This is a genomic window from Agrococcus jejuensis (assembly GCF_900099705.1).
In the GTDB taxonomy this organism is placed as follows: domain Bacteria; phylum Actinomycetota; class Actinomycetes; order Actinomycetales; family Microbacteriaceae; genus Agrococcus; species Agrococcus jejuensis.
Genome location: NZ_LT629695.1, coordinates 3,299,925 through 3,324,989, shown reverse-complemented (window position 1 = coordinate 3,324,989; position 25,065 = coordinate 3,299,925). Strand labels below are relative to the sequence as shown.

Genomic DNA, 25,065 nt, shown 5'->3' with positions numbered 1-25,065 from the left:
GGCTGCACGCAGCACGAGGCCCCGCACGCCATGCGCGTGCGGGGCCTCGTGCGCATCGCGGGTCAGTCCTTGCGGGCGCCGACGCGCTCGGCGATGCGCTCGCGCATGCCGTGCTCGTCGTCGAGCCAGTTCTGCCCCTTGTTCTTGAGGAAGAGCACGTAGACCACGAGCGACGCGCCGATGGCGATCGTGACGTAGCCGATGAAGAGCGGCACCTGGCCCGCGCCGTTCGCCGCGGTGTAGAGCAGGGGAGCGGTGCCGCCGAACATCGAGTTCGCCAGCGCGTAGCCGAAGCCGACGCCGAGCGCGCGGATGTGGGTCGGGAACAGCTCGGCCTTCACGACGGCGTTGATCGACGTGTAGCCGGTGAGGATGACGAAGCCGCCGACGAGGATCGCGAACGCCGCGACCGCGTTGGTCTGCTGCGGCAGCCACGTGAGCAGGAACCACGTGTAGAGCACGCCGCCGACGCCGAAGAAGACGAGCAGCGTCTTGCGGCCGACGATGTCGGAGATCCAGCCGCCGAGCGGCTGCAGCAGCATGAGGATCGTCAAGGCGATGAGGTTGATGACGGTGCCGGTGACGACGGAGTCGCCCGCGAAGGCGCCCTTGACGATGTTCGGGCCGTTGACGGAGTACGTGTAGAACGCGACCGTGCCGCCCATCGTGACGAGGAAGCACAGCAGCAGCGGGCGCCACTGATGCACGAGCAGCTCCTTCATCGAGCCCGACTGGCGCGACTCGCCCGTCTTCACGGCGTCGAGGGTGTCGGAGGTGAGCGACTCGTCCATCGTGCGGCGCAGCCAGAACACGACGACGGCGGCGACGCCGCCGATGCCGAACGCGACGCGCCAGCCCCACTCGGAGATCGCGGTCGTGTCGAGGGTGAGCACCATGACGAGCAGCGTCGCCTGCGCGAGCACGTGGCCGCCGACGAGCGTCACGTAGTGGAACGACGAGAGGAACCCGCGGCGGCCGGGGATCGCGGCCTCCGACATGTACGTCGCCGACGTGCCGTACTCGCCGCCGGTCGCGAAGCCCTGCGCGAGGCGGCAGAGCACGAGGATGACGGCGGCGCCCGCACCGATGACGGCGGCGGTGGGCGTGATGGCGATGACGAACGAGCACGCGGCCATGAGCGACACGGACACCGTGAGCGCGTAGCGGCGGCCGCGGCGGTCGGCGAGGCGGCCGAAGAACCACGAGCCGAGCGGGCGCATGAGGAACGTCACGGCGAAGATCGCCCAGATGTAGATGCCGGAGTTCTGGTCGTCCTCGGCGAAGAACTGCGACTCGAAGTACGAGGCGAAGACCGAGTAGACGTAGACGTCGAACCACTCGACGAGGTTGCCCGCCGAGCCCTTCAACGTGTTGGAGACGGATCTGCGGAGGCTCGCGGGAGCGTGGGTCGTCGTCGACATGCGCTCCATCCTGGGGTCGGGCGAGGCCTGCAGCGGTGTGCGGGAGCGGATCCTTACGCGGCCTTTACGTTCGCCCTGCACGGCCCGGGGGCCGCGGCATGCCTACCATGCAGGGTGCGTGTGCTCATCGCAGAGGACGACGCCTCGGTCGCCGGGGCGCTCGCCGCCGTGCTCGCGCGCGCCGGCCACGAGACGACGGGCGTCGCCCGCGGCGGCGACGTGCTGCTGCGGCATCGCGACGCCGAGCTCGTGCTGCTCGACCTCGGCCTCGAGGACATGGACGGCCTGGAGGCGCTGCGCAGGCTGCGGGCCGTGAGCGACGTGCCCGCCATCGTCGTGACGGCGCGCGGCGACGAGCGCTCGACCGTGCGCGCGCTGCGCCTCGGCGCCGACGACTACCTCGTGAAGCCCGTGCGCATGCACGAGCTGCTCGCGCGCATCGAGGCCGTCGCGCGCCGGCGCGGGACGCGGGATGCCGGCGCCGCCGACGCCGTGATGGTGGGCGACGTGCGCATCGACCTCGCTGCGCACCGCGTCTCGACGCCGGCCGGCGACGTCGCGCTGACGCCGACGGAGCACGCGCTGCTCGCGGTGCTCGCGCGCCGGGTGGGCGTGGCCGTGAGCAGGCAGCAGATCCTCGACGAGGTGTGGGGCGACGCGTACGCGGCGACGTCGCGCTCGTACGACGTGCACCTCGCGCAGGTGCGGCAGAAGCTGCCCGGGCTCACGATCACGACGATCCGCGGCTTCGGCTGCCGCCTCGAGGAGGGCGACGCCGCGTGAGGCTGCGCGTGCTGCTGCCGCTGCTCGTGCTGGGCCTGCTCGCGGTGTGCGCCATCGTCGTGCCGGTCGCCGAGGGCATCGCGGTGTCGCGCACGCAGCAGCTCACGCTGCAGCGGGCGACGGCGATGGACCAGATCGTGCAGCGCGCCGCCGCGGCCGTGCGCGACGACGACGCCGACGACCTCGCCCGCTACCTCGACCGCCTCCACTCGACGTACGGCGAGGCCGTGCTCGTCGTCGACGCGGGCGGCGACGTGCTCGCCTCGGCGGGCGACATCGGGCGCGGCGCCGAGGTCGAGCGGCTCATGCTCACGGCATCCCGCGCGGTGCCGCAGTGGTCGCTGCCGACCGTCGTGCCGTGGAGCCCCGACGTGGCGCTCGTCGCCGAGCCCGTGCTCGCCGATGCGAGCGTGCCCGTCGCGGCCGTCGTGCTCGCCGTCGACCTCACGTCGGCGCGCGCCGACGTCGTGCGGTCGTGGCTGCTCGTAGCGCTCGCAGGGCTCCTCGGGCTCGCGACGCTGCTCGTCGCCTCCCTGCAGTGGACGCGGTGGGTGCTGCGCCCCGTGCGCGCGCTCGACGCCGCGGCGACGGCGCTCGCCGAGCATCGGGATCCCGACCTGCGCGCCGAGTCGGGGCCGCCCGAGCTGCGCACGCTCACCGACTCGTTCCGCCGCATGGCGTCGAGCGTCGAGGATGCGCTCGAGCAGCAGCGCGGGTTCGTCGCCGACGCCTCGCACCAGCTGCGCAACCCGCTCGCGGCCGTGCGGCTGCGGCTCGACGCCTCGTCGCGCGACGCGCCCGACCCCGAGATGCTCGCGGCCGTCGACGGCGACCTCGATCGACTCGAGCGTACCGTCGACCGCATGCTCGACCTCGCCGACGCCGAGCATCGCGCGACGGCCGAGGCGAGCGGCCGGCGCTCCGGCTTCGCGGAGGCGTCGCCGCGAGCGCACGTGACGTCGGCCGTGGCGCTCGCCGAGCCGTGGATGGGCAGGCTCGCGGGCACGGGCCAGCACCTCGTCGTGGAGGGCGACGACGAGCTCGCCGTTGCGTGCCGGCGCAGCGACCTCGAGGAGATGGTCGAGATCGCGATCGACAACGCACGCAAGTACGCGGGGGAGGGCGCGACGGTGCGGCTGCGCCTCGCACGCTCCGGCGAGCGCGTCGTGCTCACGATCGCCGATGACGGGCCCGGCCTCGAGGCCGACGACCTCGCGCGCGCCGGCACGCGCTTCTGGCGCGCGTCGGCGCACGGCGGGCTGCCGGGCACGGGGCTCGGGCTCGCGATCCTGCGCGAGCTCGCCCGCGCGAACGACGCCACCGCGACGGTCGGCGTCGCCGACGAGGGCGGGCTCGCCGTCACGCTCGGCCTGCGAGCCGCGTCGTGATGGCCGACGCGACCCTCGCGCGCCGCACCGTGCTCGTCGGCGCGGCGGCGGCCCTCGCATCCGCCCTCGCCGGCTGCACGCTCGGGCAGGCGCCGACGCGCCTCGCGATGGCGTGCGGCGAGCGCGGCGGCACGTACGTGCAGTTCGGCGACCTGCTGCGCGCCGTGCTCGCCGACCGCGGCACCGCGACGCTCGAGGTGCTCGAGTCGGGCGGCAGCGTCGACAACCTCGCGATGCTCGCAGCCGGCGATGCCGACCTCGCGATCGCCCTCGCCGACGCCGTCGCCGAGCACGACGGCGAGCTCGTCGCGATCGGCCGGGTCTACCAGAACTACCTGCAGTGCGTCGTGCGTGCGGAGGGCCCCGTGGCGACGCTCGCCGACCTCGCCGGTCGACCGGTCGCGGTGGGTGCGCCCGGCTCGGGGGCTGCGCTCACGGCCGCGCGCGTGCTCGACGTCGCGGGGCTCGCGACGGGAGCCGACGGGGTGGTGCCGATCGCGCTGCTGCTGCCGGAGGCGGTCGACGCGCTGCGCGACGGCACGATCGATGCGTTCTTCTGGTCGGGCGGCGTGCCGATCCCCGAGGTGCTGCGCCTGCAGCAGGACGTCGCCGTGACGCTCGTCGACCTCACGGCGACGCTGCCGGCACTCACGGCCGCGCATCCCGGCGTCTACGCCTCCACGTCGGTGCCGAGCGGCGTCTACGACACGCCCGGGCCCATCCCCGCGATCGGCGTCTCGAACCTGCTGCTCGCCCGCCCCGACCTCGCCGACGACGTCGCCGCCCGCCTGGTCGACGCGCTCGTCGACGACGCCGAGGCGCTCGTGCCCGACGACTCCGTGGGCGTGCAGTACCTCACGGCGTCGAACCTGATCGACGCGGATCCCGTGCCCCTGCATCCCGCCGCGCAGCGCCGCTACCGCGAACGCTACGGCTGACGTCGACACGCCCTCGACGCGACCCCTCGCCACCGTAGGATCGTGTCCGTGGACGCCCTCGCCGTGGATCAGCTGCCCGTCACCGCCACCGAGATCGCCTCGTGGGCGATCGCGCTCATCGCCGTCGCGATCGTCGTGGTCGGCGGCATCGTGCTGCTCGTCTCGCGCCGCCGCAAGGCGCAGGATGCCGCCGCCGAGCCCGCGGCCACCGACGCCGACGGCACGGGCACCGGCCCCACGGATGCCTGACGACGCCAGGGGCGTGCGCCGCACGGCGCGCGTGCTGTGCGTCGACGAGACCGGTGCGACGTTGCTGTTCCACACGCGGTGGGACCTCGAGCTGCTGCCACCGCGCTGGCTCACGCCCGGCGGTGGCATCGAGGCCGGCGAGACCGAGCGCGAGGCTGCCGTGCGCGAGCTCTTCGAGGAGACGGGCCAGCGCATCCGCAAGCGCGACCTCGTCGGCCCGATCGGCCACGCGCGCGTGCCGCATCCCGACGGCCACCCCTACTCGGCGACCGACGCCGTGACGTTCCTCTGGCGGACGCCGCGCTTCACGCCCGTCGACGACCACCGCATGGCCGACGAGCTCGACGACATCCTCGCCCACCGCTGGTGGACGGCCGACGAGATCCGCGCATCCGACGACGACTTCAGCGCCGAGGACGTGCTCGGCGCGCTCGACCGCCTCGCGGGCGGCGCACCGCAGCCGGGCGATGCCGTGCGCGTCGAGGGTGCGAAGTGGAACGGCAAGCCGCACTGGCGCTACGACGCCCGCGTGCTCGGCACCGACGAGCACGGCCTGTGGATCGGGGTCGACGCCGGCACGACGGTGCAGAAGGGCTGGCGCAAGGAGTACCTCACGGGCCACGCGTTCGTGCGGCTCGTGCCGCCGACGACCATCGCGTGGGACGACGGCTCGTGGATGCTGCCGGGCTGGTGGGATCGCGCCGACGTCGACGCGTACGTCGACGTGACGACGCCGCCGACCGTGCGCCGCGACGAGTCGGGGGAGGGTTGGATCGTCGAGTACGTCGACCTCGACCTCGACCTCGTCGTGCCGGCGAGCGGCCTGCCCGCGTGGATCGACGACGAGGACGAGTTCTCGGCCAGGTCGGTGTCGCACGGCTGGCCGTCGTGGCTCGTCGAGCGCGCCCGCGCCGTCGCCGACGACCTGCTCGCCCGCTCGTCGAGCACGCCTGCGGTGGCGATGGAGGCTGGGCACGCCTGGCTCGCGCAGCAGCTCGAGGACGCCGAGCAGGACTGACCCGCTAGGCCGCCTGCACCTCGCGCTCGGCGGTCGCGACGAGCGCATCCCGATGGCCCGGCTTCACGACGTCGGAGTCGAGCCCCTCGAGCACGGCGGCGTGCACGCGCGCGACGCCCGCCTCGGAGACGAGGCCGAGCCCGTGCGCGATGCGCGCGGCGCCCGAGTACGTCTGGAACGTCGACACGCCCTGCTGCGACCACCGCTCGCGGCGATCGGCGGCGACGCCCGTGACGTCGTGGATGAGCACGCGCGCGACGAACTCCGGGGCTCGAGCGACCATCGCGGCACCGACCTGCGGGTCGGCCTGGCCCGAGTCGCCCACGAAGACGTAGCGGCACTCGGGGAAGAGCTGCCGCTCGTGCTCGAAGTTCTGCAGCTTGCGCGCCGCGATCGACGCCTTCGTCGCGATGTTGAGGAACGAGCCGCCGAGCACCGTGTGCGGCGGCAGGCCCAGCGGCTCGAGCGCGTCGCGCGTGTACTGCGCGATGAGGTCTCGCGGCCCCTCGGGGCGCGCGGTGACGAACGTGAGGTCGCCCGGGCGGCCGGGCTCGGCCGCGGCGCCGTCGTCGAGCTCGCGCAGGAAGGCCACGACGCCCGGGTAGACGCTGCCGCGCACGAAGCGGCGGTCGTGCAGCATCGCCTTCACGGTGTCGTCGATGTCGCTGAGGATGCGCAGCTCGTGATGCTCCAGCCCGGCAGCCTCCTCGCGGATGCGGCGCAGCACGTGGTGCCGGTCGACGAACGTGAGGCGCTCGAAGACGACGTGCTCGAGGTCGTGGCGGTCGCCCGTCGCGTTGAGCAGGTACTTGAAGTCGCGGAACTCCTCGCCCTCGAGGGAGTCGAACACGCCGCGGATCGACCCCGAGAACGTGCCGCGGTTGCGCAGCGAGCGCATGGCGTGCACGACGTCGGCGAGCACGGCGGCCGAGAGGTCGCGGGCGCGGTCGAGGCACAGCAGCGCCGCGAGCTCCGCGCGCCGATCGCGGGCGAGCAGCGGGCCGTCGAACGCGCGCATGAGCCGGTCGAGGTCGAAGCCGGTCAGCACGGCGTCGAGGTCGTCGGCGCGGGCGAGCGTGGCGAGGATGCGCGAGCGGGCGTCGGTCATCGGTCTCCTCCTGAGCGGTCTGCTCGAGTCGTGTCGCCAGCGGGTCGCCGCACGAGCAGCACGCCGGGGTCGATCCACGCGTCGAGCGCGGTGATGCGGCCGTGGGCGTCGCCGTCGAGCTGCACGGGGATGCGGTCCGCCTCCAGGCGCACGCGCCGGCCCGTGCGATGCGACAGCACGCCCTCGGCGCGCGCGAGGCCCATGCCGGCGGCGGCGATGCGCCCCCAGTGGGCGATGCGGCGCGGCGACACGGCGGCGACGTGCAGCAGGCCGTCGTCGGGCCGCGTGTCGGGCACGACGCGCAGGCCCAGCGTGATGCGGGCCGTGTTGTGCACGAGCACCGTCCACGCCTCGGTGCGCATCCACGGCTCCTCGTCGAGCCGCGCGCGCACGGCGTGCAGCGGATGCGCGAACCGGCGCATGCCGGCGACGACGTAGGCGCCCCACCCGAGACGGCGCTTGCGGGCGAGCGATGCCGCCTCGACGGCCGTGGCGTCGTGGCCGATGCCGACGACGACGAGGAAGACGCGCGGCGCGTGCTCGCGGCCATCGGCGTGCAGCACCACGCGCCCGAGGTCGGTCGGCAGGGGAGCGGCGTCGAGCGCGATCGCCGCCGCGCGCGCGAGGTCGCGCAGCGGCAGGTCGAGGTTGCGGGCGAAGAGGTTCGCCGTGCCGGCGGGCACGATGCCCATCGGCACGCCCGTGCCGGCGAGCACGTCGGCCACGTCGCGGATCGTGCCGTCGCCGCCCACGGCGATCACGGCATCCGCGCCCTCGCCGATCGCGTCGCGTGCGAGCGCATCCGCTCGTCGCTCGCCCGTCCATCGCACGTCGAGCGCGCCGCGCGCCTCGAGGGCGCGCACGCCGCGCACCGATGCGCGCGCGATCGGGTTCGCGATGACGACCGGCACGCGCGCCAGGCTAGCCCCGCCTGCTGGAGGCCGCGCTCAGCGGGCCGCGAGCACGCGGGTGGATGCATGGCGCGGCTCCTGCGAGCGAATAGCGTGGAGCCGTGACCCACGCGAGCCAGCACCCCGCCACCATCGCCGTCACGGCAGGCCGCCCGCCCGCCGAGTCGGATCAGCCGCTCAACGCGCAGATCATGCTCGCGTCGTCGTTCATCGCAGGCGGCGACCTCGAGTACGCGCGCTTCCAGAACCCGACGTGGTCGGCGCTCGAGGAGACGATCGGTCAGCTCGAGGGCGGCCGTGCGCTCGCGTTCGCATCGGGCATGGCCGCCGTCGCCGCCGTGCTCGACCAGGTGCCGCACGGCGGCCGCGTCGTCGTGCCGCGCCACGCGTACCAGGGCTCGCTCGGCCTGCTCGAGCAGCACCGCGTCGCCGGCCGCATCGAGCCCGTGCTCGTCGACGTCGAGGACGTCGACGCCGTCGTCGCCGCGATCCCCGGCGCGGCGCTCGTGTGGATGGAGACGCCCACGAACCCGGCGCTCGAGGTCGCGGACCTGGCGCGCATCGTCGCCGCGGCGAAGGAGGCGGGCGTGCCCGTCGCCGTCGACAACACGTTCGCGACGCCGCTGCTGCAGCGGCCGCTCGAGGATGGCGCCGACGTCGTCGTGCACTCGGCCACGAAGCTCATGTCGGGCCACTCCGACGTCATCATGGGTGCCGTCGTGACGAACGACGACGACTGGTTCACGCGTCTGCACGGCAACCGCTCGCTGCACGGCGCCATCCCGGGGCCGTTCGAGGCGTTCCTCGTGCTGCGGGGCCTGCGTACGCTCGACGTGCGGCTCGAGCGCGCGCAGGCGACCGCGAAGGCCGTCGCCGCAGCGCTCGAGGCGCACCCCGCCGTGTCGCGCGTGCGGTACCCGGGCTTCTCGACCGTCGTCTCGTTCGAGGTCGAGTCGGCCGAGCGTGCCGATCGCGTCGTCGCGGCCGTGCAGCTCGCGCGCCACGCGACGAGCCTCGGCGGCGTCGAGACGACGCTCGAGCGCCGGCGCCGCTGGGCGAGCGAGTCGAAGAGCATCCCCGAGGGCCTCATCCGTCTCTCGGTCGGCATCGAGCACGCCGACGACGTCATCGCCGACCTGCTGCAGGCGCTCGACGCGTAGCGACGTCGCCGACGCTCCGTCGGCGGAGGATGCACCGGTCGGAGGTCGGTCCTAGGCTGATCGAGCGTCGAGGGATCCGCGGCGCGTCGACTCGACCGACGGAGCACCATGACCGCCGCGCAGCATCCCGCCGACAGCCACGACCTCATCCGCGTGCAGGGTGCGCGCGAGAACAACCTCAAGGACGTCTCGGTCGACATCCCGAAGCGCCGGCTCACGGTGTTCACGGGCGTCTCGGGCTCCGGCAAGTCGTCGCTCGTGTTCGGCACGATCGCCGCCGAGTCGAAGCGCATGATCGACGAGACGTACCCGGCGTTCGTGCAGGGCTTCATGCCGTCGCTCGCGCGGCCGGAGGTCGACCGGCTCGAGGGGCTCACGACGGCGATCATCGTCGACCAGGAGCGGCTCGGCGCGAACCCGCGCTCGACGGTCGGCACCGCGACCGACGTCAACGCGATGCTGCGCATCCTCTTCTCGCGGCTCGGCGACCCGGCGATCGGCTCGCCGAACGCGTTCTCGTTCAACGTGCCGAGCGTGAAGGTGTCGGGCACGATGACGATCGAGCGCGGGGGAGCGTCGGAGTCGATCGAGCGCGCCGAGACGATGCTCGGCGGCATGTGCCCGCGCTGCGAGGGCCTCGGCCGCATCAACGACATCGACCTCACGCAGCTGTTCGACGACTCGAAGTCGCTGCTCGAGGGCGCCATCACCGTGCCCAACTACACGGCCGACGGCTGGCTCGTGAAGATCTTCGTCGCCTCCGGGTTCGTGCCCGGCGACGTGCCCATCCGCGACTTCACCGCCGAGCAGCGCCACGACTTCCTCTACCGCGACCTCACGAAGGTGAAGGTCGAGTCGATGAACATGTCGTACGAGGGGCTCGTGCCGAAGATCCAGAAGTCGATCCTGTCGAAGGACAAGGAGTCGATGCAGCCGCACATCCGCGCGTTCGTCGACCGTGCAGTCACCTTCCAGTCGTGCCCCGACTGCGACGGCACGCGCCTCGCCGAGCCCGCACGCTCGTCGAAGGTCGCGGGGCTGTCGATCGCGGATGCGTGCCGCATGCAGATCTCCGACCTCGTCGCATGGGTGCGTTCGATCGACGATCCGTCGGTGGCGCCGCTCATCCAGGCGCTGTCAGCGACGCTCGACTCGTTCGTCGCGATCGGCCTCGGCTACCTGTCGCTCGACAGGTCGTCGGGCACGCTCAGCGGGGGAGAGGCGCAGCGCACGAAGCTCATCCGTCATCTCGGCTCGGCGCTCACCGACGTCACGTACGTGTTCGACGAGCCGACGATCGGTCTGCACCCGCACGACATCCAGCGCATGAACGATCTCCTGCTGCAGCTGCGCGACAAGGGCAACACCGTGCTCGTCGTCGAGCACAAGCCCGAGACGATCGCGATCGCCGACCACGTCGTCGACCTCGGCCCGCGGGCGGGCTCGGACGGCGGCACGATCCAGTTCGAGGGCACGGTCGAGGGCCTGCGCGGCTCGGGCACGCTCACGGGCACGCACCTCGACGATCGTGCGGCGCTCAAGGATGCGGTGCGCTCCGGGTCGGGCGCCATCGAGGTGCGCGGCGCGACCGCGAACAACCTCTCGGGCGTCGACGTCGACGTGCCGCTCGGCGTGCTCACGGTCGTGACGGGCGTCGCCGGCTCGGGCAAGTCGTCGCTCGTGCACGGCTCCATCGGCACGCGCGACGGCGTCGTGACGATCGACCAGACGTCGATCCGCGGCTCGCGCCGCTCGAACCCGGCCACGTACACGGGCCTCCTCGAGCCCGTGCGCAAGGCGTTCGCGAAGGCCAACGGCGTGAAGCCCGCGCTGTTCAGCGCGAACTCCGAGGGCGCGTGCCCCACGTGCAAGGGCGCCGGCCTCATCTTCACCGACCTCGGCCCGATGTCGACGGTGTCGACGACGTGCGAGGACTGCGGCGGCAAGCGCTTCATGGCGTCGGTGCTCGAGTACACGCTCGGCGACCTCGACATCAGCGAGGTGCTGGGGCTGTCGGTCGCCGAGGCGCGCGCGTACTTCGCCGCACCGGCGTCGAAGGTGCCGGCGGCGCTGTCGATCGTCGAGCGCCTCGCCGACGTGGGCCTCGGCTACATCAAGCTCGGGCAGCCGCTCAACACGCTGTCGGGTGGCGAGCGTCAGCGCCTCAAGCTCGCGGTGCAGATGGCCGAGGAGGGCGGCGTGTACGTGCTCGACGAGCCGACGACCGGCCTCCACCTCGCCGATGTGCAGCACCTCCTGGGCCTGCTCGATCGCCTCGTCGACTCGGGCAAGACCGTCATCGTCATCGAGCACCACCAGGCCGTCATGGCCCACGCCGACTGGATCGTCGACCTCGGCCCCGGCGCCGGCCACGACGGCGGCCGCATCGTCTTCGAGGGCACGCCCGCCGACCTCGTCGCCGCGCGCTCGACGCTCACGGGGGAGCACCTCGCCGAGTACGTGGGCGCCTGATGGCATTCAGGATTCTCACAGGTTCGGGGGAGTGATGACGAAGCGCACGGGGATCTCGCGGGCGTTCCTGCCGCTCGCGGCGCTCTTCGGCATCCTCACGTTCGTGTTCCTGCCACTCGGCCAGGCGCTCTGGATCGTCTGCATGCCCATCGCGGCGACGTTCGTCGTGCTCGCAGTGCGCACGCGCGACGAGAACGAGTCCGACGAGGACGTCGAGGACGCCATCGACGAGTCACGCTGATGGCTGGATTCGTCGAGTCGATGGCTGCGAAGCGGCTGCAGCGACAGATCTGGCGGCGCAGCCATGCGCTCATGCCGTCGATCGAGCTGCCGATGCCGCCGTGGGGTCCCGAGGTCCCACAGGACCTCGTGGACATCGCCGCCGACGTGCTGGTGCTGGATGCGTCGCTCGCTGGGTCGCGCACCTGGCAGCTCGACGAGGTCGGCGCAGGCTTCCGTCGCGAGGCGCTCGCGAACGCGCAGTCGATCCATGAGCGCTGCGCGGCACAGGGCCTGACGACCACGGCGGACGCCGTGCGATTCGTGCAGTCGTCGCTCCGCGCCTGGGAGACGATCGCACTGCGCTGAGCCCGCTTCCGCGACACGACGCAACGCCGATAATGCACATTATGTCGGATCGAAGCGAACGCGACCCCCTGCTCGCACGGTCGGTGGCCAGATCCGAAGCCGCTCGTATCGCTCGAGGGCGCGCGTAGGCGAGGCGCCCCGCCAGCCCGAGCGGGACGCCGACGAACATCAGCAAGGCCGGCGCGAACGCGGGAACGGTCTCGCCTACGACCGTGATCGAGATGATGCCCAGCGTGAAGATGATGATGGCAACGCCACCGGAGATCCACTGCTTTGCTCCATTCAGCGAACCTCGCGGCCGTGCGTCGCGTCATCCGGCTGCAGGCTCCGCCGTACGGCGTCGACCTGATGTGCCTGCAGACCGAGCTCCATGGTGCCGCGGTCGGTCTCGACGTCGATGATGTGCAAGGAAGGGTTCACGGTGAGCAGCTGGCGCTTCGACGGGCGCCGACCGAGGTCGGGGCCGACGGCGGTGACGGCGAAGTCGACCGGATCGCCCAGCACGAAGCGCACCTGCCATCGGTAGCGGTGGAACCGCAACCGCCCGGGCGCCACCTCGATGTGTCCGTGCTGCCACCGGCGCTCCCCCGCCGGGCGCATCGCGACCTCGAGGCGCTGCCCGAACGCGCGCCGCCCCACCAGCAACCCGACGAGCACGCCGACACCCGCCCCGACGACCGTGACCACGATCGCGATGACCACGAGGAGCGGCTCGAGATGCCAGCCCGACGCGAACTGGACGATGACGACGGCGCCGACCCCGACCACCAGACCGATGCCAGCGCCGATCAACTGGAAGCCGCGGCCCTTGAGCAGCGGTGGCTTGCCGGCCATGGTGCCTCCTCGTCGCGACGCGATGTGCCCACCGAGCCTAGTCGGGCCGCTTGTCAGCCGAACGGAATCGGCGCTGTGAGATCGGCCCGCCCGAGCAGCACGATCGCGGCGACCACCACGACCGCGATCAGCCCGCAGAGCACCCAGCGCCGGCGCAAGCACGCGAACGTCGCGTACGCCAGTCCGGCGAGGATCACCTCGCCGAGCAGGAAGCACGCGTACGTCTGCGCGACGCGCTGCACGTCGTCGGCACCGATGAACGCCCGGTAGCCGACGGTGCCGAGGCCCACGGCGAGGGTCAGCGCTCCGAGCGCTGCCACGGTGTGCCCCGCGAACTTCGTGCCCTCGATGCGGTCCTCGACCTCCTGCTCCCCCACGTCGGCGAGGTGGTCCCGCACGATCGTCGGCAGCTCGCCGTCGAGCACGAGGTAGTCGCGCACCGCCGCCTCGCTGCGGAACCCGACCAGGGATCGCCGCAGCGCCCGCCGCTCGCGATCCGTCAACCGATCGACGTCGTGCGCACCCCAGCGCCCCACCTGATCGGGATGGTCCACCCGTCGATGCAGGTCGGCGAGCGCCTCACGGTACGCGGGCACGGTCGGATGCGCACGCGCCCGCGCGCCCAGCAGATCCCACGCGGCACGGTGCTCGCCGGCATCGAATCGCGCCCGTGCGGCGTCGATCGCCATGCGGTGCGTCGCGTCGTCCATGAGATGCATCATGTCGCACTCTCGCCAGCCGCTCCTCGTGGATCGCCTCGCGGAGCGCGCCGCGGGCGACCGCCCAGAACCGCGTGCGCTCTGCGACATCATGGGCACGTGACCCTCGACCCGACTCGCGTTGGACCACGCCTTCGCGTGCTCGACGTGCTCGAACGCCGTGTGCGCGAGGTCGTCGGAGACCGCGGCACGGTCGAACGATCCGAGATCGGATACGACTGGGACGTCCTCGAGGTGACGCCCAGCCGACCCGACGCTCGAGCGATCACCATCTCCTCCGAGGATCGACTCCTGGTGATGCTCGGACGCGACACGGGGCACTTCTCCGTGACCTACGACGACGACGGCATCGCCATGGCGACGGCGCTCATGGAGGCGACGATCGCTGGGCACATCATCGAGCATCCGAGCTGGCTCGGCATGCGAGTGACGGTGCGCCTCGCCGATGGGCGCCGGCGCTCGACGTACGCGTTCGCGGTACCGCCGGTGCTCTTCGGGAAGCGGCGCAACGTACCGATCCGCCGCTACGTCGCCTATTGATCGGCCACCGATCGCGCGGTGGTCGGCCGCCGCAGATCCTCGCCGCGCATACGCTGCGACCGTGGACCTCTCGACGCATCCCTTCGACACGACCGACTGGAGCGCCATCGCTCCCGAGCGCCATGCGGGCGAGACCGGCGAGGCGCTCTGGCGCACGCAGACGATGGGCACGACGCGCGTGCGCATGGTCGACTACTCCCCCGGCTACCTCGCCGATCACTGGTGCTCGCGCGGCCACGTGCTGCTCGTGCTCGACGGCGAGCTCACGACCGAGCTCGACGACGGTCGCACCGTGACGCTGCGCCCCGGCCAGAGCTATGCGGTCGGCACCGACATGGAGGCGCACCGGTCGTCGACGACGACGGGCGCGCGACTCTTCATCGTCGACTGAGGATGCGCCCGCCGGCTACGACCGGCGGGTGAAGATCTGGTGCACGACGCCAGACGGCGACGCCGTCGACGCGATGTCGAACTGCTCCTCGAGGCCCTCGAGGCCATCCCACAGCCGCACGCCGCGCCCGAGCACGACGGGCGAGACGACGAGGTGCATCTCGTCGACGAGGTCGGCCTGCAGGAACTCGCGCACCGTCGTCGGGCCGCCGCCGAGCCGCACGTCGAGGCCGCCTGCGAGCTCGGCTGCGAGGGCGAGCGCCTCCGCCGGCGGGAGATCGCGGAACGTGAACGTCGTCTCCCCCAGCGTGATGTCCGGCCGCTCGTGGTGCGTCAGCACGACGACGGGGCTGTGGAACGGCGGCTCGTCGCCCCACCAGCCCTCCCACTCGAGGTCCTCCCACGGCCCCTCCTGCGGCCCGAACTTGCCGCGACCCATGATCTCGGCACCGATGCCGTGGTGCGTGCGCGCGGCGAACGCGTCGTCGACGCCCGTCGTGCCCGAGCCGACCGCCTCGTCCTCGTGGCCCGTGCCCTGCACGAACGTGCGAGTCGGGAAGAACCAGCCCATGAGCCGCATGCCCGCGTGGCCGAACGGCGCCTCGAACGTGCGCCCCTCCCCCGTCGCGAACCCGTCGAGCGAGATGGCGAGGTTGTGGACGCGCAGCTTCGTCATGCGCTCACGCTAGACCCGGAGGTCGCCGTCGGCATCCGCGATCTCGGCCTCGAGGGCCCGCAGCGCACGCCGGTAGCGATGGAGGTGCAGGGACGTCGCGACGATCGAGCTCGCGGACAGTGCCACCACGCCCCAGAGGATCGGATGCGCGACCGCAGCGAGCACCGCGAACCCCGTGGCGCAGATCACCTGCACGACGATGCTGCCGGCGCACCCCGCCTCGACCCAGCGCGGTCGTGAGAGCAGGATGCGCTCGCGAAGGTGCTCGGGTCGCGCGCTGCGCCGCACCACGATGATCGGCAGCGCGACCGCGAGCACGGCCGTGACGACGACGAGGATCGCGATCGCAGGCGGAGCACTCGGGTCGAGCACCGAGGATCAGCCCTGACCTGGCCCGCCGAGCATCTCGCCCGGCGGAGGCGTCGGGCACACCGTCGTGTCGCCGAACGCGCCGACCTCGGCGCGCACGACGACGCCGCCGGGCGCGACCGCGGCGGTGAGCGCCATGCCCTCGAGCGCGCCGAGCTCGGGCACGAGGCCGACCGAGGCGCCGTCGACGTGCGCGCCGTCGTCGGCGTACGGCTCGGGCATCGAGCTGACGAGCCCGGGCCCAGGGTTCGCGGCGAGCCAGTTCACGGTCTCGATCACGTCCATGTCGGGCACCTGCCAGTAGCCGGCCGCGAGCCCCATGGGCGCGCACCACCATCCCTGCTCCTGGAGCCCGAGGAACGCCACGTCGCGCGGGCGCTCGTCGAGCCGCACGGCCCCGGCCGGCACGACGACGCCGGCGAGCCACGCGTCCGCCTGCGCCTGCCCCGCGGCGTCGGCCTCCGGCATCGTGCCATCGGTGAAGACGCGGGCCGGCCAGGCCGTTGGGTCGAGCACCGGCTCGTCGAGCTCGACCGCCTCGACCGAGGGCTCGGGCGTCGGCTGCGACGCGGCATCGCCCTCGGCGCCGGGATCGCCCGATGCCGCGCAGCCCACGAGCGTCAGCACGGCGAGCGCAGGCAGGATCGAGAGTCGGTGTCGCAGCATGCTGCGACGGTACCGACGACGCCTGGGAGGAGTCCTCGGTCGCGCCGCCCGTCAGCGTCGCGCGTAGTGCAGGTGCACGAGCCCCGATGCGAACGCCCGCTGCTCGACGAGGTCGAGGTCGAGCCGCACGTCGTCGGGCCAGAACCGCGTGCCGCCACCCACGACGCTCGTCGTGACGAACTGATGGAACTCGTCGACCAGCCCGGCGCGGATGGCCTGGGCGGCGAGCGTCGGCCCATCGATCGTGAGATCCGCGGTCGCGGACTCCTTCAGCGCGCGCACCGCATCCACGTCGAAGTCCCGTTCGATGCGCGTGCGCTCGCTCGGGACCTCCTGCAACGTCGTCGAGTAGACGACCTTCTCGGCACGCTGCCAGTCGCGCGCGTAGTCGACGATGTGCGGCGGTGCATCGGGCAGCTCGTGCGCCGTCTCCCAGAACACCATCGTGTCGTACATGCGCCGGCCGTACAGGTAGGTGCCGACGTCGCGGAACAGGTCGCCGACGTACGTGTGCACCTCCTCGTCCTCCGCTCCCCTGCCGAGGTCGCCCTCCGCCGCGACGGCATAGCCGTCGAGCGAGGTGATCATGCCGTAGACGAGCCGCGCCATCGCGTGCTCCCTCCCGTGGGTCGTCGAGGACCACGGTCGCGCGGATGCGGCGTCGTGCGCAAGCGACGGCGTGCGTGAAGGCGCGTCCCCCGACACGCGCGTCGATCCTTGCCGTTCATGCAACACGCGTTATGGTGAATCAGACTCACTTTTTGGAGGACCCGTGCACATCCGCCCTGCGACGCTCGACGAGGCTCGGCAGTGCGCCGGCATCGTCGCCGCAGCGCTGCTGCACGACCCCGTCGGTGTGCGCGCCGTACGCAGCAGGCACGACCGCCTGCGCCGCATGACGAGCCTCTACGAGGCCGAGCTGCGCCTCGGCGGCTTCATGCACGGCCACGTCGACGTCGCGGTCGTCGATGACGAGATTGTCGGCGTCGCCGCCTGGGTCGAGCCCGACCCGTGCCACGACATGCGCGCGACGCTGCGCCAGGCGCCCCTCTACGTGCACGCCGTCGGCATCGCCCACGCCGTGAGCGCCGCGCGAGTGCTGCGCACGCGCCAGCGGGCACGCCCGACGCAGCCGCACTGGCTGCTCGCAGACGTCGCCGTCGCCGAGCCGGCTCGCGGGCTGGGCATCGGCGCGGCGCTGATCGACCACGGCCTCGCGCGGTTCGACGGCCCCGCCTACCTCGAGGCGACGACCGCGGCGAGCCAGCGACTGTACGAGCGTCACGGCTTCACGCTGCGCTCGCGCATCGGCATCGCACCGGGCGGCTTCCCCGTGGGCATGTGGCGCGAGCCGCGCGTCGAGCACGCGCTGCGCTAGCCGCGCCTCACCAGCCCGCCGCGCGCGGCTGCGGGCCCGGCGACCGACGCGGGGCACGACGCGGCGCCCGTTCGAACCCGCCCGCGTACACGAGTCGCGCGACGCGGTACCGGTGCCCGCGCCACGGCTCGAGGAACTCGACGAGCTCGGCGTCGTCGAACGCCCGCCCCGCGAGGGTCTGCCCCACGACCGTCGCGAGGTGGAAGTCGCCGACCGACACCGCATCCGCATCGCCGAGCACGCGCTGCCGCACCTCCGCCGACGTCCAGACGCCGACGCCCGGCAACGACCGCAGCGCCCGATCGACGGATGCGAGGTCGCGGCCCTCGTCGACGAGCCGCTGCAGGCTGCGCTCGCGTGCCGCAGCCCAGCGGATCGCCGTCGCGCGACCGAGGTCGACGTCGAAGGCGCGCCACTCCCCCTGCTCGACGCCGAGCCACGCCGCCCCCGACGGGAACATGCGCATGCCCGCCGGCGCAGGGGCCGGCGCGGGCTCGCCCAGCCGTCGCACGAGCCGCGTCCACGAGGTGAACGCCACGAGCGACTCGACGCGCTGCTCGAGGATCGCGCCGACCATGCCGTGCAGCATGTCGCCGCTGCCGGCGATGCGCATGCCCGGATGGCGCCGGTGCGCGACCTCGAGGTACGGATGCGCGGGCACGAACCCGCTCGGGTCGTCGGCGTCGCCGAGCAGCGCGGGCGCGGTGGTCGCGACGTGCTCGGCGCCCTCGCCCCATGCGAGGCACCGCACCGCGTCGCCGACGTGGTCGAACCGCGCGACCGCCGAGCCCGACGGCGTGCGGATGGTGCGCCAGACCGCACCGTCGCGCGCACGCTGCTGCGTCGGGTCCGCCCCGCCCTGCTGCGCGCGACCGAGCGTCAGCCGCACCGACGTCGCGTGCCGCGGCACCCACTCGACGCGCGCATCGGGCGTCGGCAGCACCGTGGGCAGGTCGAGGGCGGGCACGCTGCGACCCTACGGCCGACCACCGCCACCCACGCGCCGATCGCATCGAACAGCGATGATCGGGTGCGCGCGCGCCTCCGACGAGCATCGAAGGCGAACCCGTGGCGCCCGCGGCCGGGGCCGTCGATCGTCGCCATCCTGGACCGAGCCGACGACTTCAGCACTGCCACGTGCGAGCTCTGGCTTCCCGTCGAGCGCGCCTGAGCGAGCGATGGCGGGCGGATGCGCCCGCCTCCGCCTCGCCGCACAAGCGTGTTGTGACTCTACGTCGCCGCACGGTGCAAGATGAGGTTGGCACCACTACCTAGTGGTCGAAGGAGTCGGCATGAGCAACGATGACCAGAGCACCGAAGGCCTCGAGCCGGGAGAGTTTGCGAGAGCGCTGGAGTTCCAGGACCGCATCTACGGCGCAATCGCCGTCCAGCGTCCGATCGTGCTCGAGTACCTGCGCGGACTCCGTCGCAGCAAGCCGAACGCTGACGCCGCGGATCTGCTGAAGGAGCTTGATTCTCGCTATGTCGCCACTGTGACAGCGACGAGCACCGGCGTCGGCGCCTCGGCCGCGATCCCTGGTGTCGGCATCCCCATCGCTCTTGGGCTCGGCGTCGCCGACCTCCTGTTCTTCTACGAGACGAGCGCGCTGTACGTTCTCGCCGTCGCCGAGCTGCATGGCGTCGCGGTCGACGATGCGGAACGCGCTCGACCGCTCGTGCTCGGCACCTTGCTTGGCCAGAAGTCGCAGGGACAGGTCAGCAAGCTGGTCCTAGCAGCCGCGGGCGCCGGCGGGGTCGATCAGGCTCGTTCGCTCGCGACTGGAGTCGTCGCGAAGACGTTGCCGAAGGGATGGGGCGAGGTGCTGACAGAGCAACTCCCGGACTCCGCACTCGCTCCGTTGACGGTCGTCATCGCTAGGGAGGCTCTCAAGACCAGCGGCAAGCTCGGCGCAGGAACGCTCGGAAAGGCCGTGCCCTTCGGTGTCGGTGCCGTGATCGGAGGCGTAGGCAGCTTCTACTTCGGGCGCGACGTAGTGAAGGCAGCGCGAGTCGCATTTCCCGAGCCTCCGCGCACATTCCCGGCGTGGCTGGAGCAGTTCGAGAAGCCTGAGAAGTCTCTTGAGCCATCGCGCGCGACCAAAGCGCTGCATGCTGCGTCCAGCAGCGCGAAGGACTTCGGCGACGATGTGTGGGGCAAGGTCGGCAAGGCCACAGAAGCGTTCCGCTCTGTCGACCTGGACGGCGATGGCATCCCAGATGATCCTCGTGCGCTCACCGCGGCCCGAGGAGTCGGTTCGGCTGTCGCGGGCGCAGCGGGTGCCGTCGGGGATCGCGCGGCAGCCGTCGGAGGACGAGCCGCTTCGCTGTTCAGGCGGAAGCCGAAGTCGCCGGGCGAGGACTCGGCGACCGAGCCCGACGCCGACAGCAACGAGAGCTAGGCAAGATGGCGAAGACCGCATCCCCCGTCGCGATCCGCTTCGACGGCGACGTCGTGCAGGTCGGCGACCGGCGCATCGTGCGCGTGCCCGCCGACGTGAGCGCGACGCTCCCCTCGCGCGGCCAGGTCGCCGTCACGGGCAGCATCGGCGGCGTCGACGCCGTGACCGTCGTCGAGCCCGACGGTGAGAAGGGGCACTGGCTCGACGCGGGCGCCGCCCAGGGAGACACCGTGAAGGTCGACCTCGCCGTGCTGCCCTCGAAGCAGTGGCCCGAGCCGACCGTGCCCGCCGACCTCGGCGGCGCGCTCGACGACTCGACCACGGCATCCGCCCGCTGGCAGGCGATCACGCCGATGGCGCGGTGGGAGTGGGTGCGCTGGGTCGGCGCGACCCGCAACCCCGAGACACGCAGCCGCCGCGTCGAGGTGAGCATCTCGAAGCTCGACGCCGGCAGCAGCCGCCCGTGCTGCTTCGACCTCTCGTCGTGCACCGACCCCGAGCTCGCCCGCAGCGGGCGACTCGTCGCGGACTGAGCGTCAGCGAGCGAGCGTCTCGGCCACGGACCGCTCGAGCATGGCGCGCAGCACGTCGCGGTCGACGTTCGCGAGCCGCGTGACGTACAGGCACGCGACGCTCGAGCGATGCGGGCCGAGCGCGTCGACGAGGTCTCCCCAGCGCTCGGCGAAGCCGCTCTCGAGATAGAGCGTGTGGTGCGCACGACCCGGTGCGAACGCCAGCAGCGGGGCGACGCCGCCGTGCCCCGTCTCGTAGCGGTACTCGTGCGCGCCGAAGCCCACGATCCGCCCGGCCCAGACGACCGGATCCGCGCCGCTCACCTCGGCGAGCAGGGCGACGAGCTCGTCGGCCTCGATGCGGCGCGCACCGGTCGCGCGGTCGAGCACCTCGGCGAGGGGCTCCCCCGTGGGTCGCATCGCGGGCTCCGCTGCCATGGCCGCTCCTATCGGATCTCCCTCGCACGATACGCCCGCGTCGCGAGCACGGCGCCCACGACGATGCCGAGCGCACCGAGGGCGAGCCCGCCGAGGAGGATGGGCACGGGCTGGGGTGCGGAGGCGACGCCGCCCGTGAGCCCGAGCGCCTGCGCGATCCACGCGAGGCCCGCGACGACGAACGCCGGCGCATACGCGACGAGCCGACCGCGCGAGTAGCCCACCGCGAAGAGCACGGGCAGCTGGATGCACAGCGACACGCCGACGAAGCCCGCGGCGAGGCCGACGAACGTCACCACCCACGCGGCGTCGAGCTGGGTGCCGCGCACGAGCGGCACGACGAGCGTCGCCACGACGCCGACCGCCATCGCGAGGGCGCCGTAGGCGACGATCGCCAGCGCCCGCCCCGCGACGACCGTCGCGCGCGACACCGGCAGCACGCCGTAGAGCGTGTCGAGCCGCGCTCGCTCGTCGGTGAGGAACGGCACCGACGCGAGCAGCGACGTCACGAGCGCTGCGGCGACGATCGACATGCCCGACACGGGCACCGCGACGCCGGCGACGGCGACGAGCACGAGCGGCAGCAGCGTCTGCGTGCGCGGCAGCCACGAGCGCAGGTCGAAGCGGGCGAAGGAGAGCATCATCATGCCGCCACCTCCGCGCGCTCGCCCGCCAGGTGGATGACGAGGTCGTCGATCGTCGCGGGGTCGATGACGACGTCGGGGCCGAACGCCGCCGAGTCGTCGATGCGGATGAGCCCAGCCCACTGCGCACCGGCGCGCTGCACGCCGAGCACGTGCTCGGTCGGCGGCGCGCCCGCGCCGCGGGCCATGGCGAACGCCTCGACGGCGTCGGGCATCGCATCCGCGTGGGCGACGCGACCGTCGGCGATGACGACGAGCGCGTCGGCGAGGTCGTCGAGGTCGGTCGTGATGTGCGTCGACAGCAGCACGCCGTGCGTCTCGTCGAGCATGAACTCGCGGATGACGTCGACGAGCTCGCGTCGCGCAGCCGGGTCGAGACCGCTCGACGGCTCGTCGAGCACGAGCAGCTCGGGCTGCTGCGCGAGCGCGAGCGCCATCGACAGCTTCACACCCTGGCCGCGCGACAGCTCGCCGACCCTCCCGCCCGTCGGCACGCGCAGTCGGTCGAGGGTGCGTGCGAGGAGGTCGTGGTCCCAGCGCGCGTGGAATGGCGCGAGCCGCCTGCCGAGCGCGGCGACGCGCCACTCGGGCGCCGCGGCGGGCTGGTCGAGCACGACGCCCACGCGGGCGAGGCCCGCGGGATCGCCTGGGGCATGCCCTGCCACGCGGATGCGGCCGGAGTCCGCGGCGACGAGCCCGAGCATCGCCCGGATGGTCGTGGTCTTGCCGGCGCCGTTGGGGCCGACGAGCCCCACGACGGCGCCGCGCGGCACCTGCAGGCTCACCCCGTCGAGCTCGAATCGGGGTCGGTGGATGCGCAGGTCGTCGATCTGCGCGATCAGCTCGGTCATTCGCTCCTCCACTGGTCGTCGAGTCGGCGATGGAGTGCCGGCAGATCGACGCCCGCGTGGCCCGCCGCGACGACGAGGCGTCGCAGCAGGTCGTCGAGCGTGGCGTCGAGCGCCTGCTGGGCGACGTCCGCCTCGACCGCGAGCACGACGAAGCCGCGCCCGTGCTCGTTGCGGGCGAGGCCCTCGGCGACGAGGTCGTTGTAGGCCCGCGTCACCGTGACGACGCTGACGCGCAGGTCGGCGGCGAGCTGCCGCAGCGACGGCAGCGTGCCACCGGCGGCGATCGCGCCCGAGAGGATCGCGGCGCGCATCTGCACCTTGATCTGCTCGTAGATCGGCGATGCCGAGTCGGTCGACAGGACGACGTGCACCTTCACTCCATCTGTTCGTGTACACCAGAACAGTAGCGAGAGCGCTGGAGCCTGTCGACCCCTCGGCGCGTCGTCAGTCCAGACAGTGCTCGTTGCCCTCGGGGTCCTGCATCACGAGGCACGACTCGTCCTCGTCGTTCGCCGGCAGCAGCCACAGCCGCGTGCCGCCCGCCTCGACGAGCCGCGCGCATTCCGCCTCGAGCGCCGCGACGCGCTCCTCGCCGACGAGCCCCGTCGCCGCGCGCACGTCGAGGTGCACGCGGTTCTTCACGACCTTGCCCTCGGGCACCCGCTGGAAGTAGAGGCGCGGGCCCGAGCCCGTCGGATCCTCGGCGACCGCCCACGACCCGTCGCCCTCCGACACCGACGCAGGCAGCTCGTACCCGAGCGCCGCGCACCAGTACCGCGCCACGCGCACGGGATCCGCGCAGTCGAACGTCACCTGCACCTGTCGCACGATCGTCATGGCAGCACGCTACCCAGTCCGAGCGTCCCCCGATCCAGCGCATGGGCGTTCGCCGCGGAGCGACACCGCGTCACCGCATCCATAGGATCAGCCGACCCCTTCCACCACCCGAACCGGAGCATCCATGCAGCTGTCGTTCCTCTTCCAGCCCGTCACCGATCTCGCCGCTGCGACCGCGCACTACGCGGCACTCGGCTGGGAGGAGGCGTGGCGCGAGGGCGAGCACACCGTGGCGTTCCAGATGCCCGGCGCCGAGCCGCAGCTCATGCTCGACGACGTGCCCGGCTGGGGCGGCGCCGGTCCGATGTACCTCGTCGACGACGTGGATGCCTGGATCGCGGCGAAGGGTGCGACGGCGTCGCGCATCTCGGACGTCCCGCGCGGCAAGGTCGCGCAGATCGAGGCGCCCGGCCATCACTACTACGTCTTCGAGATGCACGACTGATCGAGCCTCGCGTCCCCAGCCCCCAGGGCTAGGCTGCGGCCACGCACCGTGGCGAGGAGGCAACGGATGAGCACGCTCCAGCAGCAGGTCGATCCAGCGGACGTCGGCATGTCCGGCAGGCATCTCGAGCATCTCGGCTCGCTGCAGCGCGCGAACCTCGCCGCGAACGCGTACCAGGGCTCCGTCATGGCCGTCGCGCGTCACGGCAAGGTCGCGTACGCCGAGGCGTTCGGCAAGGCCGACGAGGGCGTGCCGATGACGACCGAGGCGATCTTCCGCTTCGCGTCGATGTCGAAGACCGTCGCCGCCGCCTGCGTGCTGCAGCTCTGGGAGCGCGGCCTCCTCGGCCTCCACGACCCCGTCGCGCAGTGGCTGCCCGAGCTGGCCGACCCGCGCGTCGCGGTCGTCGAGGACTGGAACGTCACGCGCCTCGCATCGGCCGAGCGCCCCATCACGGTGCACCACCTGCTCACGATGACGGCCGGCTACACCAACACGTGGTGGCATCGCATGTTCGAGCCGTCGGTCTACGGCGTCGTGCCGCAGCTGCTCAAGGATGCGGGCGTCGTCGACACGTTCGAGACGCCGGCGACGACGCTCGAGGAGGTCGTGCAGCGGCTCGCGACCGTGCCGCTCATCGCGCAGCCCGGCACGATGTTCGACTACTCCAACAACTCGGTGAACGTGCTCTGCCGACTCGTCGAGGTCGTCTCGGGGCTCGACTTCGACACCTACCAGCGACGCAACGTGCTCGAGCCGCTCGGCATGGACGAGACGTGGTTCTTCGTGCCGGAGTCCGAGCAGCACCGCATCGCGGCCGTCTACTGGGCGGGCCGCGACGAGCGGCAGCTCGAGGATGCGCCGCTCGGCGCCGGCATGCTCGGCCCCGAGTACTCGTTCAGCGAGCACCGCACGCTCACGATGGGTGCTGGCGGCCTGCACGGGACGACGGGCGACTACCTGCGATTCGCGCAGATGCTGCTGAACATGGGCGAGCTCGACGGCGTGCGCGTGCTCTCCCCAGCCGCCGTGCGCCTCATGACGACGAACCAGATCGGCGACCTCACGAACTGGCAGCTCACCCAGAACCGCTGGGGCTACATGGTCGACGTGCAGGAGGGCGAGAACGCGCCCGCCGGCTCGCAGCACTACCTCGGCGGGCCGGGGGCGTACTCGTGGCAGGGCTTCTTCTCGACGAAGTTCGTCGTGAACCCGCGCGCCGACACCGTGATCCTCACGATGTCGACGCCGGGCTTCGACGGAGCGCTGCCGCACAACCTGCGGCTCGTCGCGGCGGCGAGCGCGGCGGTCGTCGACTGACGGTGCCGCGC

The 25,065-nt window shown here is 72.5% G+C and carries 31 protein-coding genes and 1 pseudogene; 17 read left to right on the top strand and 15 right to left on the bottom strand.

What is annotated here, in order from left to right:
* Positions 1 to 62: 62 nt before the first annotated feature.
* Positions 63 to 1,421 (bottom strand): MFS transporter, encoded by a 1,359-nt coding sequence (locus tag BLQ67_RS15860; RefSeq protein ID WP_092506618.1) that lies wholly within the window; start codon positions 1,419 to 1,421, stop codon positions 63 to 65.
* A 114-nt stretch (positions 1,422 to 1,535) separates the two neighbouring features.
* On the opposite strand from BLQ67_RS15860, the gene BLQ67_RS15855 reads away from it, so the two are divergent.
* Genes BLQ67_RS15855 through BLQ67_RS15835 form a run of 5 tightly spaced genes read left to right on the top strand, consistent with a single transcriptional unit; the run spans position 1,536 to position 5,797 of the window.
* Complete coding sequence (locus tag BLQ67_RS15855) at positions 1,536 to 2,204, top strand: response regulator transcription factor (protein WP_092506617.1); 669 nt, start codon at positions 1,536 to 1,538, stop codon at positions 2,202 to 2,204.
* Positions 2,201 to 3,592 (top strand): sensor histidine kinase, encoded by a 1,392-nt coding sequence (locus BLQ67_RS15850; RefSeq protein ID WP_092506616.1) that lies wholly within the window; start codon positions 2,201 to 2,203, stop codon positions 3,590 to 3,592. Before BLQ67_RS15855 ends, BLQ67_RS15850 begins: the two co-directional genes overlap by 4 nt.
* The gene (locus BLQ67_RS15845; RefSeq protein WP_092506615.1) at positions 3,592 to 4,530 is read left to right on the top strand and encodes a TAXI family TRAP transporter solute-binding subunit; all 939 of its coding nucleotides are present in this window, start codon (positions 3,592 to 3,594) and stop codon (positions 4,528 to 4,530) included. Before BLQ67_RS15850 ends, BLQ67_RS15845 begins: the two co-directional genes overlap by 1 nt.
* A gap of 48 nt (positions 4,531 to 4,578) precedes the next feature.
* Positions 4,579 to 4,779 carry an LPXTG cell wall anchor domain-containing protein gene (locus BLQ67_RS15840; protein WP_092506614.1) on the top strand — a complete coding sequence of 67 codons (201 nt, stop codon included), beginning with the start codon at positions 4,579 to 4,581 and terminating at the stop codon, positions 4,777 to 4,779.
* Positions 4,772 to 5,797, top strand: a complete 1,026-nt coding sequence (locus BLQ67_RS15835) for an NUDIX domain-containing protein (protein WP_092506613.1) — start codon at positions 4,772 to 4,774, stop codon at positions 5,795 to 5,797. The genes BLQ67_RS15840 and BLQ67_RS15835 overlap by 8 nt, the downstream gene beginning before the upstream one ends.
* Before the next feature lie 4 nt (positions 5,798 to 5,801).
* On the opposite strand, the gene BLQ67_RS15830 is transcribed toward BLQ67_RS15835, so the two are convergent.
* Positions 5,802 to 6,905, bottom strand: a complete 1,104-nt coding sequence (locus BLQ67_RS15830) for a phosphatase domain-containing protein (RefSeq protein ID WP_092506612.1) — start codon at positions 6,903 to 6,905, stop codon at positions 5,802 to 5,804.
* Entirely contained in the window at positions 6,902 to 7,816 is a 915-nt protein-coding gene (locus BLQ67_RS15825) for a diacylglycerol/lipid kinase family protein (protein WP_157674882.1), read from the bottom strand. Before BLQ67_RS15825 ends, BLQ67_RS15830 begins: the two co-directional genes overlap by 4 nt.
* Positions 7,817 to 7,917: 101 nt before the next feature.
* Between BLQ67_RS15825 and BLQ67_RS15820 the strand changes: the two genes are divergently transcribed.
* The 4 genes from BLQ67_RS15820 (at position 7,918) to BLQ67_RS15805 (ending at position 12,036) form a co-directional block, all read left to right on the top strand.
* Positions 7,918 to 8,976, top strand: a complete 1,059-nt coding sequence (locus BLQ67_RS15820; protein WP_092506610.1) for a trans-sulfuration enzyme family protein — start codon at positions 7,918 to 7,920, stop codon at positions 8,974 to 8,976.
* A 108-nt stretch (positions 8,977 to 9,084) separates the two neighbouring features.
* Positions 9,085 to 11,448, top strand: a complete 2,364-nt coding sequence (locus tag BLQ67_RS15815) for an ATP-binding cassette domain-containing protein (RefSeq protein ID WP_092506609.1) — start codon at positions 9,085 to 9,087, stop codon at positions 11,446 to 11,448.
* 34 nt (positions 11,449 to 11,482) lie between these two features.
* On the top strand, positions 11,483 to 11,689 hold the full coding sequence (locus BLQ67_RS15810) for a hypothetical protein (RefSeq protein ID WP_092506608.1): 207 nt from the start codon (positions 11,483 to 11,485) through the stop codon (positions 11,687 to 11,689).
* Positions 11,689 to 12,036: a hypothetical protein gene (locus BLQ67_RS15805; RefSeq protein ID WP_092506607.1), complete on the top strand. Its 348-nt coding sequence runs from the start codon at positions 11,689 to 11,691 to the stop codon at positions 12,034 to 12,036. The genes BLQ67_RS15810 and BLQ67_RS15805 overlap by 1 nt, the downstream gene beginning before the upstream one ends.
* A 282-nt stretch (positions 12,037 to 12,318) precedes the next feature.
* On the opposite strand, the gene BLQ67_RS15800 is transcribed toward BLQ67_RS15805, so the two are convergent.
* Together BLQ67_RS15800 and BLQ67_RS15795 are read right to left on the bottom strand one after the other, a co-directional pair.
* Positions 12,319 to 12,870, bottom strand: coding sequence for a hypothetical protein (locus tag BLQ67_RS15800; RefSeq protein ID WP_092506606.1), 552 nt, complete (start codon positions 12,868 to 12,870; stop codon positions 12,319 to 12,321).
* Between the two features lie 53 nt (positions 12,871 to 12,923).
* Positions 12,924 to 13,682 carry a hypothetical protein gene (locus tag BLQ67_RS15795; RefSeq protein WP_157674881.1) on the bottom strand — a complete coding sequence of 253 codons (759 nt, stop codon included), beginning with the start codon at positions 13,680 to 13,682 and terminating at the stop codon, positions 12,924 to 12,926.
* 6 nt (positions 13,683 to 13,688) lie between these two features.
* Between BLQ67_RS15795 and BLQ67_RS15790 the strand changes: the two genes are divergently transcribed.
* Complete coding sequence (locus tag BLQ67_RS15790) at positions 13,689 to 14,129, top strand: hypothetical protein (RefSeq protein WP_157674880.1); 441 nt, start codon at positions 13,689 to 13,691, stop codon at positions 14,127 to 14,129.
* 61 nt (positions 14,130 to 14,190) lie between these two features.
* Positions 14,191 to 14,520 carry a DHCW motif cupin fold protein gene (locus tag BLQ67_RS15785; RefSeq protein WP_092506603.1) on the top strand — a complete coding sequence of 110 codons (330 nt, stop codon included), beginning with the start codon at positions 14,191 to 14,193 and terminating at the stop codon, positions 14,518 to 14,520.
* Between the two features lie 15 nt (positions 14,521 to 14,535).
* Here the strand turns inward: BLQ67_RS15785 and BLQ67_RS15780 are convergent, their stop codons facing one another.
* Genes BLQ67_RS15780 through BLQ67_RS15765 form a run of 4 tightly spaced genes read right to left on the bottom strand, consistent with a single transcriptional unit; the run spans position 14,536 to position 16,839 of the window.
* On the bottom strand, positions 14,536 to 15,195 hold the full coding sequence (locus tag BLQ67_RS15780) for a dihydrofolate reductase family protein (RefSeq protein WP_092506602.1): 660 nt from the start codon (positions 15,193 to 15,195) through the stop codon (positions 14,536 to 14,538).
* 9 nt (positions 15,196 to 15,204) lie between these two features.
* Entirely contained in the window at positions 15,205 to 15,567 is a 363-nt protein-coding gene (locus tag BLQ67_RS15775) for a hypothetical protein (protein ID WP_092506601.1), read from the bottom strand.
* A 6-nt stretch (positions 15,568 to 15,573) separates the two neighbouring features.
* Positions 15,574 to 16,230, bottom strand: a complete 657-nt coding sequence (locus BLQ67_RS15770) for a hypothetical protein (protein ID WP_092506600.1) — start codon at positions 16,228 to 16,230, stop codon at positions 15,574 to 15,576.
* Between the two features lie 51 nt (positions 16,231 to 16,281).
* Positions 16,282 to 16,839, bottom strand: coding sequence for a dihydrofolate reductase family protein (locus tag BLQ67_RS15765; protein ID WP_092506599.1), 558 nt, complete (start codon positions 16,837 to 16,839; stop codon positions 16,282 to 16,284).
* A gap of 163 nt (positions 16,840 to 17,002) precedes the next feature.
* On the opposite strand from BLQ67_RS15765, the gene BLQ67_RS15760 reads away from it, so the two are divergent.
* Positions 17,003 to 17,608: a GNAT family N-acetyltransferase gene (locus BLQ67_RS15760; RefSeq protein ID WP_092506598.1), complete on the top strand. Its 606-nt coding sequence runs from the start codon at positions 17,003 to 17,005 to the stop codon at positions 17,606 to 17,608.
* A gap of 7 nt (positions 17,609 to 17,615) precedes the next feature.
* On the opposite strand, the gene BLQ67_RS15755 is transcribed toward BLQ67_RS15760, so the two are convergent.
* Positions 17,616 to 18,575, bottom strand: a complete 960-nt coding sequence (locus BLQ67_RS15755; RefSeq protein WP_092506597.1) for a DNA-3-methyladenine glycosylase family protein — start codon at positions 18,573 to 18,575, stop codon at positions 17,616 to 17,618.
* 93 nt (positions 18,576 to 18,668) lie between these two features.
* On the opposite strand from BLQ67_RS15755, the pseudogene BLQ67_RS16930 reads away from it, so the two are divergent.
* The 3 genes and pseudogenes from BLQ67_RS16930 to BLQ67_RS15745 all read left to right on the top strand — a co-directional run.
* Positions 18,669 to 18,779, top strand: a pseudogene (locus BLQ67_RS16930) (AraC family transcriptional regulator); the annotation flags it as partial.
* A gap of 121 nt (positions 18,780 to 18,900) precedes the next feature.
* Entirely contained in the window at positions 18,901 to 20,007 is a 1,107-nt protein-coding gene (locus tag BLQ67_RS15750) for a hypothetical protein (RefSeq protein ID WP_092506596.1), read from the top strand.
* 5 nt (positions 20,008 to 20,012) lie between these two features.
* Positions 20,013 to 20,540 (top strand): YdeI/OmpD-associated family protein, encoded by a 528-nt coding sequence (locus tag BLQ67_RS15745; protein ID WP_092506595.1) that lies wholly within the window; start codon positions 20,013 to 20,015, stop codon positions 20,538 to 20,540.
* Positions 20,541 to 20,543: 3 nt separating this feature from the next.
* On the opposite strand, the gene BLQ67_RS15740 is transcribed toward BLQ67_RS15745, so the two are convergent.
* From BLQ67_RS15740 to BLQ67_RS15720, 5 genes are all read right to left on the bottom strand, one after another.
* Positions 20,544 to 20,957 (bottom strand): DUF1801 domain-containing protein, encoded by a 414-nt coding sequence (locus BLQ67_RS15740; protein WP_092506594.1) that lies wholly within the window; start codon positions 20,955 to 20,957, stop codon positions 20,544 to 20,546.
* A gap of 8 nt (positions 20,958 to 20,965) precedes the next feature.
* Positions 20,966 to 21,604, bottom strand: a complete 639-nt coding sequence (locus BLQ67_RS15735; RefSeq protein WP_092506593.1) for an ABC-2 transporter permease — start codon at positions 21,602 to 21,604, stop codon at positions 20,966 to 20,968.
* Positions 21,601 to 22,452: an ABC transporter ATP-binding protein gene (locus tag BLQ67_RS15730; protein WP_092506592.1), complete on the bottom strand. Its 852-nt coding sequence runs from the start codon at positions 22,450 to 22,452 to the stop codon at positions 21,601 to 21,603. The genes BLQ67_RS15735 and BLQ67_RS15730 overlap by 4 nt, the downstream gene beginning before the upstream one ends.
* Positions 22,449 to 22,823: a GntR family transcriptional regulator gene (locus BLQ67_RS15725; protein WP_231945090.1), complete on the bottom strand. Its 375-nt coding sequence runs from the start codon at positions 22,821 to 22,823 to the stop codon at positions 22,449 to 22,451. The genes BLQ67_RS15730 and BLQ67_RS15725 overlap by 4 nt, the downstream gene beginning before the upstream one ends.
* A gap of 73 nt (positions 22,824 to 22,896) precedes the next feature.
* A complete protein-coding gene (locus tag BLQ67_RS15720; protein ID WP_092506591.1) occupies positions 22,897 to 23,289 on the bottom strand; it encodes a VOC family protein in 393 nt (130 codons plus the stop codon).
* Between the two features lie 124 nt (positions 23,290 to 23,413).
* On the opposite strand from BLQ67_RS15720, the gene BLQ67_RS15715 reads away from it, so the two are divergent.
* Positions 23,414 to 23,734, top strand: coding sequence for a hypothetical protein (locus tag BLQ67_RS15715; RefSeq protein WP_092506590.1), 321 nt, complete (start codon positions 23,414 to 23,416; stop codon positions 23,732 to 23,734).
* A gap of 66 nt (positions 23,735 to 23,800) precedes the next feature.
* Complete coding sequence (locus BLQ67_RS15710; RefSeq protein WP_092506589.1) at positions 23,801 to 25,054, top strand: serine hydrolase domain-containing protein; 1,254 nt, start codon at positions 23,801 to 23,803, stop codon at positions 25,052 to 25,054.
* Positions 25,055 to 25,065: the final 11 nt, after the last annotated feature.

Coding starts and splice junctions, on each gene's coding strand:
- BLQ67_RS15805 (WP_092506607.1), top strand. CDS start 11,689: ATGGCTGGATTCGTCGAGTCGATGGCTGCGAAGCGGCTGCAGCGACAG.
- BLQ67_RS15750 (WP_092506596.1), top strand. CDS start 18,901: ATGAGCAACGATGACCAGAGCACCGAAGGCCTCGAGCCGGGAGAGTTT.
- BLQ67_RS15780 (WP_092506602.1), bottom strand. CDS start 15,195: ATGACGAAGCTGCGCGTCCACAACCTCGCCATCTCGCTCGACGGGTTC.
- BLQ67_RS15710 (WP_092506589.1), top strand. CDS start 23,801: ATGAGCACGCTCCAGCAGCAGGTCGATCCAGCGGACGTCGGCATGTCC.
- BLQ67_RS15730 (WP_092506592.1), bottom strand. CDS start 22,452: ATGACCGAGCTGATCGCGCAGATCGACGACCTGCGCATCCACCGACCC.
- BLQ67_RS15800 (WP_092506606.1), bottom strand. CDS start 12,870: ATGGCCGGCAAGCCACCGCTGCTCAAGGGCCGCGGCTTCCAGTTGATC.
- BLQ67_RS15860 (WP_092506618.1), bottom strand. CDS start 1,421: ATGTCGACGACGACCCACGCTCCCGCGAGCCTCCGCAGATCCGTCTCC.
- BLQ67_RS15735 (WP_092506593.1), bottom strand. CDS start 21,604: ATGATGATGCTCTCCTTCGCCCGCTTCGACCTGCGCTCGTGGCTGCCG.
- BLQ67_RS15720 (WP_092506591.1), bottom strand. CDS start 23,289: ATGACGATCGTGCGACAGGTGCAGGTGACGTTCGACTGCGCGGATCCC.
- BLQ67_RS15765 (WP_092506599.1), bottom strand. CDS start 16,839: ATGGCGCGGCTCGTCTACGGCATGATCACCTCGCTCGACGGCTATGCC.
- BLQ67_RS15830 (WP_092506612.1), bottom strand. CDS start 6,905: ATGACCGACGCCCGCTCGCGCATCCTCGCCACGCTCGCCCGCGCCGAC.
- BLQ67_RS15810 (WP_092506608.1), top strand. CDS start 11,483: ATGACGAAGCGCACGGGGATCTCGCGGGCGTTCCTGCCGCTCGCGGCG.
- BLQ67_RS15845 (WP_092506615.1), top strand. CDS start 3,592: ATGGCCGACGCGACCCTCGCGCGCCGCACCGTGCTCGTCGGCGCGGCG.
- BLQ67_RS15770 (WP_092506600.1), bottom strand. CDS start 16,230: ATGCTGCGACACCGACTCTCGATCCTGCCTGCGCTCGCCGTGCTGACG.
- BLQ67_RS15835 (WP_092506613.1), top strand. CDS start 4,772: ATGCCTGACGACGCCAGGGGCGTGCGCCGCACGGCGCGCGTGCTGTGC.
- BLQ67_RS15795 (WP_157674881.1), bottom strand. CDS start 13,682: ATGATGTCGCAGAGCGCACGCGGTTCTGGGCGGTCGCCCGCGGCGCGC.
- BLQ67_RS15740 (WP_092506594.1), bottom strand. CDS start 20,957: ATGGCAGCGGAGCCCGCGATGCGACCCACGGGGGAGCCCCTCGCCGAG.
- BLQ67_RS15815 (WP_092506609.1), top strand. CDS start 9,085: ATGACCGCCGCGCAGCATCCCGCCGACAGCCACGACCTCATCCGCGTG.
- BLQ67_RS15715 (WP_092506590.1), top strand. CDS start 23,414: ATGCAGCTGTCGTTCCTCTTCCAGCCCGTCACCGATCTCGCCGCTGCG.
- BLQ67_RS15745 (WP_092506595.1), top strand. CDS start 20,013: ATGGCGAAGACCGCATCCCCCGTCGCGATCCGCTTCGACGGCGACGTC.